The organism is Pseudoalteromonas piratica, assembly GCF_000788395.1.
GTDB lineage: Bacteria > Pseudomonadota > Gammaproteobacteria > Enterobacterales > Alteromonadaceae > Pseudoalteromonas > Pseudoalteromonas piratica.
In genome coordinates this window covers 895,594-909,397 of record NZ_CP009888.1, presented here as the reverse complement: position 1 = coordinate 909,397, position 13,804 = coordinate 895,594, and the positions used below count along the sequence as shown (strand labels likewise).

18 protein-coding genes are annotated in these 13,804 nt (G+C 39.6%); 14 read left to right on the top strand and 4 right to left on the bottom strand.

Features of this window, described 5'->3' with window-relative positions; genetic code table 11:
* Nucleotides 1-79 precede the first annotated feature (79 nt).
* A complete protein-coding gene (locus tag OM33_RS04130) occupies nt 80-715 on the top strand; it encodes a hypothetical protein (protein WP_038639096.1) in 636 nt (211 codons plus the stop codon).
* On the opposite strand, the gene OM33_RS04125 is transcribed toward OM33_RS04130, so the two are convergent.
* The 4 genes from OM33_RS04125 to OM33_RS04110 form a co-directional block, all read right to left on the bottom strand.
* Entirely contained in the window at nt 712-1,050 is a 339-nt protein-coding gene (locus OM33_RS04125) for a hypothetical protein (RefSeq protein WP_038639093.1), read from the bottom strand. The genes OM33_RS04130 and OM33_RS04125 overlap by 4 nt on opposite strands.
* 21 nt (nt 1,051-1,071) lie before the next feature.
* A complete protein-coding gene (locus OM33_RS04120) occupies nt 1,072-1,806 on the bottom strand; it encodes an oxygen-binding di-iron domain-containing protein (RefSeq protein ID WP_038639090.1) in 735 nt (244 codons plus the stop codon).
* On the bottom strand, nt 1,803-2,417 hold the full coding sequence (locus OM33_RS04115; protein ID WP_038639087.1) for a hypothetical protein: 615 nt from the start codon (nt 2,415-2,417) through the stop codon (nt 1,803-1,805). Before OM33_RS04115 ends, OM33_RS04120 begins: the two co-directional genes overlap by 4 nt.
* Nucleotides 2,418-2,702: 285 nt before the next feature.
* A complete protein-coding gene (locus OM33_RS04110) occupies nt 2,703-3,539 on the bottom strand; it encodes a DMT family transporter (protein WP_038639085.1) in 837 nt (278 codons plus the stop codon).
* A 77-nt stretch (nt 3,540-3,616) separates the two neighbouring features.
* Here OM33_RS04110 and OM33_RS04105 point away from each other — a divergent pair, with 77 nt between their 5' ends.
* From OM33_RS04105 to OM33_RS04045, 13 genes are all read left to right on the top strand, one after another.
* Nucleotides 3,617-4,171: an LON peptidase substrate-binding domain-containing protein gene (locus OM33_RS04105; RefSeq protein WP_038639082.1), complete on the top strand. Its 555-nt coding sequence runs from the start codon at nt 3,617-3,619 to the stop codon at nt 4,169-4,171.
* 98 nt (nt 4,172-4,269) lie between these two features.
* Complete coding sequence (locus OM33_RS04100) at nt 4,270-4,860, top strand: sigma-70 family RNA polymerase sigma factor (RefSeq protein ID WP_052140888.1); 591 nt, start codon at nt 4,270-4,272, stop codon at nt 4,858-4,860.
* Nucleotides 4,853-5,521, top strand: a complete 669-nt coding sequence (locus tag OM33_RS04095; RefSeq protein WP_038639076.1) for a ChrR family anti-sigma-E factor — start codon at nt 4,853-4,855, stop codon at nt 5,519-5,521. The genes OM33_RS04100 and OM33_RS04095 overlap by 8 nt, the downstream gene beginning before the upstream one ends.
* An 8-nt stretch (nt 5,522-5,529) precedes the next feature.
* The gene (locus tag OM33_RS04090) at nt 5,530-6,486 is read left to right on the top strand and encodes a YbgA family protein (protein ID WP_038639074.1); all 957 of its coding nucleotides are present in this window, start codon (nt 5,530-5,532) and stop codon (nt 6,484-6,486) included.
* On the top strand, nt 6,487-7,890 hold the full coding sequence (locus OM33_RS04085; RefSeq protein ID WP_038639072.1) for a cryptochrome/photolyase family protein: 1,404 nt from the start codon (nt 6,487-6,489) through the stop codon (nt 7,888-7,890). It abuts the gene before it with no gap.
* Nucleotides 7,883-8,314, top strand: coding sequence for a nuclear transport factor 2 family protein (locus OM33_RS04080; protein WP_038639069.1), 432 nt, complete (start codon nt 7,883-7,885; stop codon nt 8,312-8,314). The genes OM33_RS04085 and OM33_RS04080 overlap by 8 nt, the downstream gene beginning before the upstream one ends.
* The gene (locus tag OM33_RS04075; RefSeq protein ID WP_038639067.1) at nt 8,311-9,036 is read left to right on the top strand and encodes an SDR family NAD(P)-dependent oxidoreductase; all 726 of its coding nucleotides are present in this window, start codon (nt 8,311-8,313) and stop codon (nt 9,034-9,036) included. Before OM33_RS04080 ends, OM33_RS04075 begins: the two co-directional genes overlap by 4 nt.
* Nucleotides 9,033-10,283 (top strand): NAD(P)/FAD-dependent oxidoreductase, encoded by a 1,251-nt coding sequence (locus OM33_RS04070; RefSeq protein WP_038639064.1) that lies wholly within the window; start codon nt 9,033-9,035, stop codon nt 10,281-10,283. Before OM33_RS04075 ends, OM33_RS04070 begins: the two co-directional genes overlap by 4 nt.
* A 2-nt stretch (nt 10,284-10,285) precedes the next feature.
* Nucleotides 10,286-11,011 carry a DUF1365 domain-containing protein gene (locus OM33_RS04065; protein WP_199922499.1) on the top strand — a complete coding sequence of 242 codons (726 nt, stop codon included), beginning with the start codon at nt 10,286-10,288 and terminating at the stop codon, nt 11,009-11,011.
* Nucleotides 11,012-11,013: 2 nt separating this feature from the next.
* Nucleotides 11,014-12,288 (top strand): SAM-dependent methyltransferase, encoded by a 1,275-nt coding sequence (locus OM33_RS04060; protein ID WP_038639059.1) that lies wholly within the window; start codon nt 11,014-11,016, stop codon nt 12,286-12,288.
* Nucleotides 12,263-12,763 (top strand): DUF2878 domain-containing protein, encoded by a 501-nt coding sequence (locus OM33_RS04055; protein ID WP_038639056.1) that lies wholly within the window; start codon nt 12,263-12,265, stop codon nt 12,761-12,763. Before OM33_RS04060 ends, OM33_RS04055 begins: the two co-directional genes overlap by 26 nt.
* A 13-nt stretch (nt 12,764-12,776) precedes the next feature.
* Nucleotides 12,777-13,274, top strand: a complete 498-nt coding sequence (locus OM33_RS04050) for a chalcone isomerase family protein (protein ID WP_038639054.1) — start codon at nt 12,777-12,779, stop codon at nt 13,272-13,274.
* Nucleotides 13,271-13,795 carry a DUF3833 domain-containing protein gene (locus OM33_RS04045; protein ID WP_038639051.1) on the top strand — a complete coding sequence of 175 codons (525 nt, stop codon included), beginning with the start codon at nt 13,271-13,273 and terminating at the stop codon, nt 13,793-13,795. The genes OM33_RS04050 and OM33_RS04045 overlap by 4 nt, the downstream gene beginning before the upstream one ends.
* The last annotated feature ends 9 nt before the right edge of the window (nt 13,796-13,804 follow it).

Sequence of the window (13,804 nt, the reverse complement as noted above, 5' to 3'; positions counted from 1 at the left end):
TAATCCTCATCTGACAAACTTGATGAGCGAATACAGTTACACATCCCCAAGCCTTCAAATCGTTATATGGAGTTTTACTATGAAAACCACAGTTTTTGCCTCAGCATTAATGGCAACGATATTTCCTCTTGCAGTTAATGCTGCAAGTAGTTCACAAAATCTTGGGCCAGATGTCGTTAAACCCGCACCTAAAGTGAGCATTGCAAGCCATGATGCATTTTTTAATCACCTCAAAGCACATTGCGGAAAAGCATATCAAGGTAAGGTTACCGTTGATAACCAAGATAATGGGGCATTTAGTGGCAAAAAATTGGTAATGCATGTGCGCAAATGCAGTGATACTGAATTACAAATTCCATTTCATGTGGGCGAAGATGCGTCTCGCACGTGGATCATCACCAAGACAGGTTCTGGTTTAAGTTTAAAACATGACCATAGAATGAAAAATGGCGAGTATGATGTCTCTACCATGTATGGCGGCCATACGGTTGATGCAGGTTGGCAACATGCCCAGTCTTTTCCAGCAGATCAGTATTCTAAAGAGCTGTTCATTAAACAAGGGATCCCGCAGTCTAACGGTAACACTTGGCAGATTTTTATCTATCCTGAAAGATACACGTATCGTTTAGTAAGAGAAGGACGAGAGTTTAGAGTCGATTTTGATTTAACAAACCCCATTACACCACCAGCAGCGCCATGGGGTTATAAGGATTAAACACTACACGTTAGTTCCGCAACTAAGGGGCCTGGGTTTGCTCTAGGCTCCGTTGGAAACTTCTCAAATTCTTGCACACCCGATATAACCCTTAAATTAAACGCATCACTTTTACAAAGCACGGCACTGTGGCGCAATAAAAAGACAGATTGCTTAGCAAATTCTTGGTAAGTACCTTCACGAATGGACAACTTATATTTATTAGTTGCAAGCTGAGTTTGGCGATAATGAATTTTATGGTCAAAATCATATAAGGCTTGTTGTTTACCTTGCTCTGATGCAACAACCATAATAGGTGTTAAAAGCATTAAATTGCATACGAGTTTCCGTAACATCTCTTTTCCTTTCAAACTCTGTTACGAGTTGACTATACCAACTTCTAAGTTGTCAAACCACTCAAGAAACTCTTGTACAGCCTCACCTTTAAAAATGCGACCATGTTGAGGAGCCATCATTTCAATATCAAGTTCGCGAACTCGCGCAATCCAGTTTTTCTTTGCGCTATTAGAGGGCATCCAACGTTGATGAAAATATCGCATTTTATCCGCATGGCTTGCAAAATCTTCGACAAACATAGGGGCATCAGGCTCTTCTAATGCCGCACCAATATCACCACTCATTAAGATCTTGGCTTCAGGATCGTAGACATGAAAATTGCCAGACGAGTGTAAGAAATGGGCTGGAATAAAGCGAAAGGTCACAGAGTCCAAACGTAACTCTTGCCCTTCATCGGGAATAGCTTTGTACTCAATGTTATCCATACCGAAGTGACGAATAAATCCCTCCCAGAGCCAAGGAGCATACAATTTGGCATTTGGTATGGTTTTATCCCACAAACCAAGAGAAGAAATAATGTCTGGATCTTGGTGTGATGCAAATAATGTGGTGACTTTTTCAAGCTCTGTATGGCTTAAAATACCTGCTAACATTGCCGAAAATAGCTCGATTCCTCCTGGGTCTAACAACATTGTTTGCTGACTGGTGACAATCATATATTGATTGGTATCGATAATCTTCTCTGATTTCCCCTGATCTCGGCCAAAAACGAGCCACTTATGATGCTTACCCTGATACAAATCGGTCGATTTCATTTAAATACCCTTTCTAACTCATCGAGTGTATTGAGATTCGTTTCAATTGCGCCTTTAATTCGCATAGCAGCGGAGCTTATATAGTCTGAGACGGACTCTAAGCTTGCACAAAACTCACCGGCTTGAGACGCTTCAACACGTGAGGTTACTGCAATATATTCGGCAGCACGCATTTGTTGTTCAATCTCTTCAAATTGCCACTGCAAATTTTGCAGTTCATGCTTTAACGACACCATCACGTCTTTAACATCACTCGCAGCTTTAACATAAAGCGCCCTGCTTTGAGCGTGGTCGCATAAACTTAAACTCTTAGCTAAATGTTGCTCTAGTTGACTCGCACGTAAATGATTTAAGGCGAGTTTAAACAATTGACCTGCGTGTAAATTAATATGTTCTGTTGTTTGAATCGTGCGGCTTGAGAATTCGTTAATAAAATTAGTGATTGATTTAAAGCCTAATGCAGCTTCACCTGCACGGATCGCAACTACGCGAGCATTCTTTGAAGTTAACGAGAGACTTTTAGCTTCAGTGAGAATGACTTCTAATTGCGCAACAATGGTTGCAACTGTAACGAAACACTTTATTTCTGGATGTTTTTTGACGCTATCCATAGAGCTCATTTACGCTTTATTAAGTATTTTCAAATATAGGAAATAAAAAAGAATTTTGCCTAGAATTTTAAAAATTTGTTTGCGAAATGAAGTTTGAAAGTGATGCTCCAACGAGGAAATCAACGCATAAAAAAGGCTCACCAAGGTGGGAGCCGAAAGTGCATTATTAACAACTAATGCGTCAGGGAAATATCTACAAGAAACGAGTTCTTGTACTTTTATAGACTGAGGGAACAACACAAAGTTCAAAAAAACTAATTAAATTTTTACAATAATTTTAAGTTATTAATTTAATTGACTAAATGCCAGCACAGATAAAATGATAACCACCCCAAAAAAATAATGGTGTCGTGCCAAATGTTCTCCGAAAATAATACGACCAATGAGCATTGCAGATAAAATGCTGATCGCGCGTTTTACTGCCTCAACAGTACTCGCATCTAGAAATCTTAAAGCATTAAATTGCAGCAAAACCGCAGCTGAAAAGCCTATTAACCCAAACAGCCAGAAGCGATTATATACTTTAGGAAATTCAACAGCGGTACGGTTAAATAAAAGTGCTATTGATAATATGCATACCATCACAATATTAACCCAAAGTGCATGAAAACTAACATGCGTAAACTGCAAAGCATATTGATCGATACAAATACACGCCCCCCAACTTAATGTAGTTAACAACATCAAGCCTGCACCAGGCTCCGTTACCCTAAAGCCATTACCAAGCAATTGGAAGGTAGCAAAAACACAGACAGCAATTAATAAATATGCTAACCAAGAAAGTACTACCGAAAAAAGCAATGCATTAATAATCGCTGCAACTAACGGCGTAAGCGACAAAACAGGTACTAGCAAAGAGAAGCGCCCACGACCAAGCGCCGCAATAAACGACACGGCACCGATTGCAGCCAATACGCCGCTGATACTCGCTAAACCGAAATAACTGCTTTCTTTAGGAAATTGTGCGTCAGAAACAAACCAATACGTTAAGTAAATTGGCAAGGTCATAAGACTAAATATTAGGCCAACAAACAAAGGATGATGCGTTTCAACTAACCGCTTTCGGCAAATATCAAAGAGTACCCATGCGAAACTTGCTAACAACAAAAACAACCAAGACAAAGTGTATCTCCTAATGGATGGATCTTTTTTAGCATCAATACGTATAAGGATATTATGTTGTTCAAAATAAGCTACTTATGAATTTACCAGTATTTCCATTACCAATCTTTTTGCTACCTGATGGTGTAACACGGCTGCGTATTTTTGAGCCGCGCTATCTTAAAATGGTGTCAATTGCCTGCCAGCAGAATGGTTTTGTGTTATGCGTATTTGATCACAACGCTGAATTAAATGTACCAGCCTGGGGAGCCTGGGTAGACATTATAAATTTCAGTCAGGAAGGCGAGTTGTTAAACATTGATATCAAGGCGAAAAGCTTAGTTAGTATAGAAAATGTAACTATGGACGATGATCAACTTCGATTTGCTGATTGCACTGAAATACCTCATTGGCCACCGCAAGACTTGTTGCCTCATCACACCTTGCTTGCCGAAAAACTAATGCATGTTTACGAAGAATACCCAGACCAAGCTGCTCTTTACCCAGAGCCTAAATTTGATGATATTAACTGGGTATGTGCTCGCTTTTTAGAAATATTGCCACTGTCGTTTGAGAAAAAACAGTTATTCACTAAAGAAGATAGCTTCGCAAATGCTGAGGATTTTTTAAAAGTGATTATTTTAGGTCAATAAAATGATCGCTTTTTATCAACCTATCGTAATGGCTACTAGGATTTTATTGTCAGAGCGCTATGATGATATCAACAACAACGAACAGTAACCGATCTTCAATGAAGCATAATGCAAGTTTAGATGGGAAAGAAATAGACAGTAAAACGTTATCAAGCTGGCTTATTGATATAGCTGATAAGCGTGATAAACGGGCATTTGCAAACCTCTTCAAGTGGTTTTCACCCAAGATAATGGGGTTTGGTCGTAAGCAATTCAACAACCCGGCGATGGCATCTGAGTTGCTTCAAGAAACAATGACCAATGTATGGCGTAAAGCGCATCTCTACAACTCAGAGAAAGGTGCTGCCACTACATGGGTTTACACGGTGATGCGTAATATTAGTTTTGATATGTTAAGAAAGATTCAAGCTAATCATGAAGACACATTAAGTGATGATATTTGGCCTCTCGCAGAAGCGCAAAATTCAGACGAACATGTATTTGCTGATCACTTGATGGACAAACAAATTGCTCGTTATTTGAATCGTTTGCCTGACAATCAAAAACAAATCGTACAGGGAGTCTACTTTCAAGACTTATCCCAAGAACAGCTTGCGAAAAATTTAAATATACCACTTGGCACCGTTAAATCGCGCTTGCGTTTAGCATTGACTAAATTGAGACAGCACATAGGAGCAGACAATGATTAAGCATCACCCACAACTTTCACTGCTCAAGACCTATTGTGCAGGTGAATTACCAGCAGCAATTTCCGTGATTATTGCTGCACATATCGAGTTATGCCCTCATTGCCAGCAACAAGTTGAAGCACTTACAACAAAAGTTGCTAAAGAGGCATTTACTTACACACATGAAGAAGATTTCGAACAAACTGACCTTTTGGAAGTTGATTTTGCCAGCATGATTGATGATATCACGCTCGATGATGGTATCGACGAGATTTCGGTTGCAGAGCCGCTAGAAGTTACACTAAACCAAGATAACTATTACTTACCGCAGGTACTGCGCAATTTGGACTTAAGTAGTTGGGCCAGCCTTGGAAAGCTTTCTCGTTCGCGAGTAGCACTCGATGATGCTAATTTGCACACAAGTTTACTCCATATTGACGCTGACGGCTCAGTACCAGAACATACTCACAATGGCTTTGAAATTACACTATTATTAGATGGTAGTTTTAAAGACGAAATGGGCGAGTACACTAAAGGTGACTTTATTTGGTTGGATGGTAAACATACTCACAACCCAATAACTGAACATGGTTGCTTGTGTTTAACCGTTTCAAGTGACTCTTTGCACTTCACGCAAGGATTGAGCAAATTACTTAATCCTATTGGTAAATTTATTTACTAGGAGGGAGCATGACTGCAGATAAGGATAAAATTGTTCTAGGTATAAGCGCCTGCTTAACTGGCGATCAGGTTCGCTTTGATAAAAGCCATAAAAAGTCTGACTTTTGCGTAAATCAGCTTGGCAAATTTGTTGAGTACCAAAAATTCTGCCCTGAAGTCGCTGTTGGACTGCCGATACCACGACCTACCATTAGACAAATAAAACGCGAAGACATGATCCATGTCTCTCGCCCTGATGGCTCTATGGACGTCACTGACAAAATGAATGATTACGCTACGAAAGCAGCGAGTAAAATGGCTAATTTAAGTGGCTTTGTATTCATGAAAGGCAGTCCAAGTTGTGGCATGGAACGTGTTAAAGTTTATTACGACCACGGTAAAGGGTGTGAGCACGATGGTGTTGGATTGTTTGCTAAGCAAGTAATGGCGCTTAACCCCAATTTACCATGTGAAGAAAATGGTCGCTTAAATGACCCTCACCTTCGCGAAAACTTCGTATTGCGCGTGTTTACTTACAAAAAGTGGCAAAACTTGGTTGCTTCAGGGCTTTCAAAACACAAACTAACCACTTTTCACAGCCAGCAAAAATATCTAGTAATGAGCCATAATGTGGCTGCTTACAAAGCACTTGGTAACTTACTTGGTGAAAAGCATGATTTACCGATTGAAGAGTTAGCTGAACAATATATATCGATGCTAATGCAAGCACTCAAAAAGCCAGCTTCACGTAAAAACCATACAAATACCTTACAACACTTGCAGGGCTATTTTAAAAAGCACTTAACTAAACAAAACAAGCAAGAGCTAAGCGAAAATATCATCGCCTATCACGATGGTTTAGTGCCATTAATGGTGCCGTTAACGTTAATCAACCACCATTTACAAAACTACCCTAACGAATACTTAGCTAATCAAGCTTACTTAGACCCTTATCCGAAAGATTTAAGGCTCAGATACGGACTTTAAATGAGTACAGTTTATTGGATTCGACGGGATTTTCGTTTAGACGACAATCCCGCTTTATTTTATGCACTTCAACAAAATTGTCAGCATGCGGTGTTTATTACCGCATACGATACCTGGCGAGAACACAATCACTCCGGCATTCAAATCGATTTTATTGAACGACACTTAAATTGGTTTAGCGATCAACTTACCAAACTCGGAATTAAAGTGAGCTTTATTGAGTGCGATACGTTTGATCAGCAAATCTCCCAATTATCAGAGTTTTGTCAAGAAAATAACATCACATCCGTGGTGGCTAATAGCGAGCCAGAGTTACGCGAAAAAATACGTGACAACAAAATTGCACAACAAGTTAACTTCACGCTTTACGATGCTGACACCATTTTGCCTTATGGTTCAGTGCTCAATAAACAAAATGAAATGTTTAAAGTTTTTACGCCCTTCAAAAAAGCGTGGATAAATGTACTCAAGCAGCATGGTTTTGAACAACGTTATCTTGCTGCTATCACGGTGCCTTCAAACGAGTTAACAAAGCAGAGCCAGTTTTCGCTCAAGTATGAAAAGCAAGACTCAAGTAAATGGCCTCTCGCGCATGAATTTATGCAACACGTATTACCTCGCTTTCTAAATGATAAAGTTATCGACTACGCCCGCGATCGGGATGTGCCAGCAATTAAAGGCACCAGCGGTATCTCACCATACCTAACTATTGGCGCAATTAGCCCTAAGAGGTTGGTTTACGATTTACTTTCTCACTACCCATACATTTTAGAAGACATTAAAGCCCCTATTTTTACTTGGCTAAACGAACTGATTTGGCGAGAGTTTTATCGCAACTTGTTGCTGTCATTTCCTGAATTAAACAAATTACACGACTTTCAAAGCAAGTTTGAAGGCTTTAACTGGCCAAATGACCAAGCTAAATTTACCGCTTGGTGTGAGGCGAAAACAGGATTTCCAATTATCGATGCTGCGATGCGTCAACTTAAGCAAACGGGTTGGATGCACAACCGCTTGCGCATGATAGTAGCAAGTTTTCTAACCAAGCATTTATTAGTAGATTGGCGCTTGGGTGAAGCCTATTTTATGCAGCACTTGATTGATGGAGATCTGGCTGCAAATAGTGGTGGCTGGCAATGGGCTGCTGGTACAGGTTGTGATGCACAACCTTACTTCCGAATTTTCAATCCTTTAACTCAAAGTGAGAAGTTTGATCCTGACGGCAGTTTTATCCGTAAATTCTTACCTGAACTTGAAAATGTACCAGTAAAATATATTCACCAGCCACAAACATACTTAGACTCATTTGGTGATAACTCTTACTGGCCACAAATTGTCGATCTAAAAGAAGCGCGCCTTCAGGCGCTTGATTATTACCAAAAAGAGTTAAACCGAGATGAGTAACACGCAACATATTGATGATTTTTTAGCTATGTATAATAAGTTGGACAAGTCCAACTTAGATTTACTTGAGGATATCTATCATCAAGATGTTGTATTTATTGATCCGCTTCATCGAATTGAAGGTTTATCTGCGCTTACCAAATATTTTTCTAACCTCTATGAGAATTTAGATGCAGGCCGATTTGAAGTAACGAGAGTGCTACAACAAGACAATGCTGTAAGCCTTTACTGGACCATGTATTTTTCCCATAGCAAAATAAAATCAGGCAAAGAAGTGTCATTTGAAGGTAACAGCTTTCTTGAATATCAAGATAATAAAGTGATACTCCATCGCGACTACTTCAATGCCGCAGACATGCTCTATCAACACATTCCTGTGTTAGGTGGACTTATTAACCTTGTTAAAAAGCGGGCAACAGCATGAATACGGTTCTAATCACAGGGGCGTCCTCTGGCATTGGTGAGTCGTTAGCAAAATATTACGCAGAACAAGGCTTTTGTGTTTATGCCTGTGGCAGGAACCAAGAAAAATTGACTGCTTTATCGCAACAGCATAGCCAAATCACGCCACTCGCGTTCGACTTAAATGACAAAGCCGCTATTTTTGGCGCATTGGACAAAAACGTAAAACTTGATCACATTATTCTCAATGCAGGTACCTGTGAGTATATTGATAATGCCAAGCAATTTGATGGCGATTTGTTTGCAAGAGTAATTAATACTAACCTTATTTCAGTAGGTTATTGTTTAGAAGCTTGGTTGCCTCAGTTAAACTCAGGTGGTCAGTTAGGATTAATGAGCTCAAGTGCAGTTTATGTTCCCCTAACGCGTGCCGAAGCTTATGGCGCATCAAAAGCGGGCGTTAGCTACCTTGCTAAAACCCTAAGTATCGATTTAGCGAGCAATAATATTGGTGTGAGTTGTATTCACCCGGGGTTTGTTGAAACCCCATTAACGGATAAAAATGATTTTCCGATGCCTAGTCGCATCACCAGTGTTCAAGCTGCACAAGCTATTTATCTTGGTATGAAGCAAAAACGTTATGATATTCATTTTCCAAGAAGATTTACTTTAGTGCTTAAAACATTTGCACTTTTACCCTTTTTTATATGGCGCAAACTCGCAATAAGGATGATTAAAGAATGAAAAGAATAGCCATTATTGGCAGCGGTATCTCTGGACTTACCTGCGCTTACTTACTATCAAAAAAATACGAAATCACCCTTTTTGAGAAAAATGATTATATTGGTGGTCACACCGCTACCGTCGATATTGAGTACAATGGCGAAAAACACGCTATAGACACAGGCTTTATTGTTTGTAATAACAAGACTTACCCAAACTTTTTAAAGCTGTTATCGCAAATTGGCGTTGCATACAAAGACACCGAAATGAGTTTTAGTGTTCATAATGTGCAAAGTCAAATGGAGTACAATGGCCATGGCCTCAATTCCCTATTTGCACAGCGTTCTAACCTGTTAAAACCTAGTTTTTGGTTTTTAATTAAAGACATTCTCCGATTCAATAAACTGTGTAAGCAGTTACATCAAACCGACATTGATCCTTCGCTCACTCTGGGCGATTTTTTAGATACCCATGCTTTTAATGATTTCTTTTGTCAGCACTATATCTTACCTATGGGAGCGGCTATTTGGTCCACCAGCTTACAAGAGATGCGTGATTTTGAACTCAAGTTTTTTGTTCGCTTTTTCTATAACCATGGCTTATTAAACATTAGTGACAGACCACAATGGCATGTAATTAAAGGTGGCTCTCGTGAATACGTTAAACCCTTAACGCGCCATTTTGCGGATAAAATTCGACTCAACAGTGATATAAAGCAAGTCACTCGAAACGACAACGGCGTCTCGTTAGAGTTTGCCGATGGTAGCGTAGAGCTGTTTGACGAAGTAGTTTTCGCATGCCATTCAGATCAAGCTTTAATGTTACTTGGTGATGCAAATGAACAAGAAAAGTCCGTTCTAGGTAACATTCCTTACAGTGAAAATGAAGTTGTGCTTCACACTGATATAAACATGCTGCCAAAACGTAAACTGGCTTGGGCTAGTTGGAACTACCGATTAGACAGTAATAATCCCCGACCTGCTGCGGTTACCTACAATATGAACATACTGCAAGGTCTTAGAACAGATACAACATTCTGTGTCACGCTTAATCAAACTGATCAAATCGAAAAGAGTAAAATTTTACGTTCGTTTATCTATCACCACCCGGTGTTTAATAAGCAAAGCATGGCGGCCCAACAACAACGTGACACTATTTGCGGTCAAAATAACACGCATTTTTGCGGGGCATACTGGTACAACGGTTTTCATGAAGATGGTGTGCGCAGTGCGTTAGATGTCGCCAAGCGTTTCGGTTGTGAGTTATAACTATGAATAGTGGCATTTACCGTGGCCAAGTAAGGCACCGTCGTTTTTCACCCAAGCCACATTCTTTTAGCTATAACATGTATATGCTTGCATTAGATTTAAATGAGCTAGACTTAGTTTCTGACACTAGTACTTTGTTTAGTTTAAAAAAGTTTGCCCCTATAAGTTTTTTTCAGAGTGATTATGTGAAAGGTGAACCGGGCAACTTAAAGCAACGTATTGCCAGTAAAGTTACACAGTTAGGTGGTAACTGGGATGGCACAAAAGTGATCTTTATGGGGCAATGTAGAAACTTTGGTATTTACTTCAGCCCTGCTAATTTTTTCTTTTGTTACAACAGTGATGACGAATGCAATACCATGCTTGTTGAGGTTTCAAACACACCATGGTTAGAACGTCATTACTACTTAGTAGACATAACTAAGCAACAGCGAACCGATAAAACGTTTCATGTTTCACCTTTTATGGATTTAGATATGCAGTATTGCTGGCGTGTTAAAGCGCCAAACGAAAAAGTACTGATACACATTGAAAACCATAAAGAGGAAAAAGTGTTTGACGCAACTGTAGCACTAACACGCTGTGAATTTAATCGTTCAAATATGCTTAAAACGTGGTTGAACACGCCAGCAATGACACTCAAGGTTGTAGCAGGCATTTATTGGCAAGCCCTTAAACTGTTTGCTAAACGCATCCCATTTATTGCGCACCCAGAGGCGAGAGGATAATTATGGAGCAGCAAAGCACCAGCTCAGCAAATATAACACAAGAAAATGATTTATCGTGGTTCACATCACGCTGCCGATCACTTGTATTGAATGCACTCAACAAAATAGAAAATGCCGGTCTTGAAATTGAAGAAAACGGACAAATCACATTCCTCGGCAATGAAAACAGTGAACTGCGTGGCAAGTTAATCGTATTAGATCCAAGCCTTTACGTCGATTTTATTAAAGGCGGAAGTATCGCTGCTGCAGAAGCTTACATCGCAAAAAAATGGACATCACCAAACCTAACCGAGCTCATTCGTGTGTTTGCCCGTTGCGGTGAAACGCTTGATTCTGTTGAAGCTAATAAATCATTGCTGACAAAACTTAAAAATTTCCTGTTTCACTGGGGCAATGCTAATACCCAGTCAGGCTCTAAAAAGAACATTCTCGCTCATTATGATTTAGGTAACGAGCTATACACTCGCTTTTTAGACAGTACCATGATGTACTCTAGCGCGATCTACTCAAATGACGCGACCGATTTACACGCAGCTCAACTGAACAAACTGAAAACGATTTGTGACAAATTAAAGCTGTCGCCTAACGATCACTTAATCGAAATTGGCACTGGTTGGGGTGGTCTTGCTATTTTTGCAGCGAAAAATTATGGCTGTAAAGTTACCACAACCACCATTTCTGATGCACAGTACGAATATGCCGTAGAGCGAGTTAAGCAAGAAGGTTTAGAAGACAAAATCACTCTGCTGAAAAAAGATTACCGTTTACTTGAAGGTAAGTACGATAAACTCGTTTCTATTGAAATGATCGAAGCTGTTGGTCATAAGTTTATGGCGGAATTTTTTGCAAAGTGTAATAGCTTATTAAAAGATTCTGGTTTAATGCTTATTCAAGCCATCACAATTTTAGATGCGCGATACGAACACTACCGCAGTAACGTGGACTTTATTCAGCGATACATTTTCCCAGGTGGCTGTTTGCCTTCGAATGCGGTTATGAATCAGCATATTGCTGAACAAACCAATATGATGATCGACAACGTGCAAGATATTGGCTTGCACTATGCACGAACTCTATACGATTGGCGTATGAAATTCGACAACGCCTGGTCTGAACTCACTCAGTTTGGTTTTGACGAGCAATTTAAGCGCTTGTGGCATTTCTATTTATGTTACTGCGAAGGGGCATTTATAGAGCGTGTGATTAGTACCCACCAGCTTGTTATGCGCAAGCCTCATTATCGCGATCAAGATGACCAAGAAGTTCTGGCTTACTAACCTTGTTTTATTCCAGCTAGCTTGGTTTTGCTGTGCGCTACTCACAGCAAATGCCAGCTGGCTGACTCCGCTAATCGTAGCACTACATTTCCTTTTATCGCCCACCAAGCGAAGCGACGCAAAATTATTACCATTTGCATTTTTCGGTTGTGTGGTTGATTACATACTCTTTCAATTGAATGTGATCAATTTTGCAGAACAGCAATTTCCTATTTGGCTACTCTGTTTGTGGGTAATGTTTGTACTTTCCGTTAATCATTCACTTAAATGGCTTAGCAACTGCAAACTATGGCTAATCAGTATAATTGGTGCGATTGGCGGTGCATTAAGCTACCTTGGTGCAATTAAGTTTTCAGCCATTAATACTTCACTCAGCTTATTATCTCTCTTTTTAGTCTACGCCCTCATTTGGGCACTACTATTACCTGCACTGATCGTTTTTCAAGGAAAGTTCGTAGAATTAAAACAAAACTAACCGGACGTTAGCCATGTTTAAACGATTACTAATAGCTTGTCTTTTTCTGGTTCCTAGTTCATTTGCCATTCAAACAAACCAACTTGTTAAATACGGTGAAGGTGAAATGAAAGTGCTTTTTTGGGAGCTGTATAAAGCCGAATTATTTGGCAGCAAAAGTGCTTACTCGTTTGATGATAAACAACTTGCACTAAAAATTACTTATTATCGCGATATCGACAAAGTTGATTTGATTGAAGCGACTGCTGATCAATGGCAACACATTGGTGTGGCTCATCAAAATATACCATTGTGGTTAGATGAACTTGCAACGATTTGGCCAAATATTAAAAAAAACGATATGTTGATTGTGACTCGCAATAAAGATAACAGTGCCAGCTTTTTCAATGACAAAGGACTACTTGGCACAGTTAAAGATCCTGACTTTGGCAATGCATTTTTAAATATCTGGTTATCAGAAAAAACAACTCGTCCCAAATTACGAGAAAAGCTAATTGGAGAAGCCAGATGAAGCAACTTTTATTGCTGACACTTTTTACTTTTTTAGTTGCCTGTTCGAGCCCTGATATCAATGATTATGCTAACACCACACCCAGTCTCAAATTAGAGGAGTTTTTCAATGGTAAGCTCACGGCTCATGGTGTTGTACTTGATAGAAGTGGCGCCCTTACCCGTCGCTTCAGTGTTGATTTAGTTGGCACATGGCAAGGTAATAAAGGTAAATTAGAAGAATGGTTTGTTTACGATGACGGTGAAAAACAAACACGTACTTGGTACTTAGAAAACCAAGGAAATGGAAACTACAAAGGCACCGCCAATGATGTGGTAGGTACCGCAATGGGCACAGCAAAGGGCTCTGCGCTTTATTGGCGCTACCAATTAGTGATTGAGTACCAAGGTGAACCACTTGAAGTAACCTTAGATGATTGGATGTTTTTAATAAATGAAAACCGCTTAATCAACCGCACTGAAATTATCAAATTTGGTTTCAAAGTAGGTGAAGTTATTCTTACTATTGAGAAAGAATCGTAATTTTAGAAT

Bases quoted from the DNA above. Each gene is read 5' to 3' on its own strand.
- OM33_RS04060 (WP_038639059.1), top strand. From the start codon at position 11,014: ATGGAGCAGCAAAGCACCAGCTCAGCAAATATAACACAAGAAAATGAT.
- OM33_RS04075 (WP_038639067.1), top strand. From the start codon at position 8,311: ATGAATACGGTTCTAATCACAGGGGCGTCCTCTGGCATTGGTGAGTCG.
- OM33_RS04120 (WP_038639090.1), bottom strand. From the start codon at position 1,806: ATGAAATCGACCGATTTGTATCAGGGTAAGCATCATAAGTGGCTCGTT.
- OM33_RS04045 (WP_038639051.1), top strand. From the start codon at position 13,271: ATGAAGCAACTTTTATTGCTGACACTTTTTACTTTTTTAGTTGCCTGT.
- OM33_RS04055 (WP_038639056.1), top strand. From the start codon at position 12,263: ATGACCAAGAAGTTCTGGCTTACTAACCTTGTTTTATTCCAGCTAGCT.
- OM33_RS04100 (WP_052140888.1), top strand. From the start codon at position 4,270: ATGAAGCATAATGCAAGTTTAGATGGGAAAGAAATAGACAGTAAAACG.
- OM33_RS04050 (WP_038639054.1), top strand. From the start codon at position 12,777: ATGTTTAAACGATTACTAATAGCTTGTCTTTTTCTGGTTCCTAGTTCA.
- OM33_RS04090 (WP_038639074.1), top strand. From the start codon at position 5,530: ATGACTGCAGATAAGGATAAAATTGTTCTAGGTATAAGCGCCTGCTTA.
- OM33_RS04085 (WP_038639072.1), top strand. From the start codon at position 6,487: ATGAGTACAGTTTATTGGATTCGACGGGATTTTCGTTTAGACGACAAT.
- OM33_RS04115 (WP_038639087.1), bottom strand. From the start codon at position 2,417: ATGGATAGCGTCAAAAAACATCCAGAAATAAAGTGTTTCGTTACAGTT.
- OM33_RS04095 (WP_038639076.1), top strand. From the start codon at position 4,853: ATGATTAAGCATCACCCACAACTTTCACTGCTCAAGACCTATTGTGCA.
- OM33_RS04125 (WP_038639093.1), bottom strand. From the start codon at position 1,050: ATGTTACGGAAACTCGTATGCAATTTAATGCTTTTAACACCTATTATG.
- OM33_RS04070 (WP_038639064.1), top strand. From the start codon at position 9,033: ATGAAAAGAATAGCCATTATTGGCAGCGGTATCTCTGGACTTACCTGC.
- OM33_RS04105 (WP_038639082.1), top strand. From the start codon at position 3,617: ATGAATTTACCAGTATTTCCATTACCAATCTTTTTGCTACCTGATGGT.
- OM33_RS04065 (WP_199922499.1), top strand. From the start codon at position 10,286: ATGAATAGTGGCATTTACCGTGGCCAAGTAAGGCACCGTCGTTTTTCA.
- OM33_RS04080 (WP_038639069.1), top strand. From the start codon at position 7,883: ATGAGTAACACGCAACATATTGATGATTTTTTAGCTATGTATAATAAG.
- OM33_RS04130 (WP_038639096.1), top strand. From the start codon at position 80: ATGAAAACCACAGTTTTTGCCTCAGCATTAATGGCAACGATATTTCCT.